We start from the raw sequence: 267 nt of genomic DNA on the forward strand, positions 1-267 counted from the left end.
TAAGCAGGAGTTCCACCGGTTACATTAACTGTCGCCGAACCGTTGGCTACTCCGTTACATAATACATTGGTTTGCGAAGCAGCAGTTGCAACTAAATTGCTAGGTTGGTTTACAGTAATTGTTCTAGTTATTTGACAAGAATTTGCATCGGTGATGGTACACGTGTATGTTCCTGAAGCTAATCCTGTGGCTGTTGCAGCAGTTCCTCCTGAAGGCGCCCATGAATAGGTGTAAGCAGGAGTTCCGCCAGTTATACTAACTGAAGCT

The 267-nt window shown here is 44.9% G+C and carries 1 protein-coding gene; it reads right to left on the reverse strand.

Going from position 1 to position 267, the window contains the following annotated elements; genetic code table 11:
- Nucleotides 1-267, reverse strand: a 267-nt coding sequence (locus LZZ90_RS14020; protein WP_237791327.1) for a hypothetical protein, incomplete at both ends; no start/stop codon positions are given.

It is taken from the genome of Flavobacterium sp. SM15 (genome assembly GCF_022012335.1).
Lineage (GTDB): Bacteria > Bacteroidota > Bacteroidia > Flavobacteriales > Flavobacteriaceae > Flavobacterium.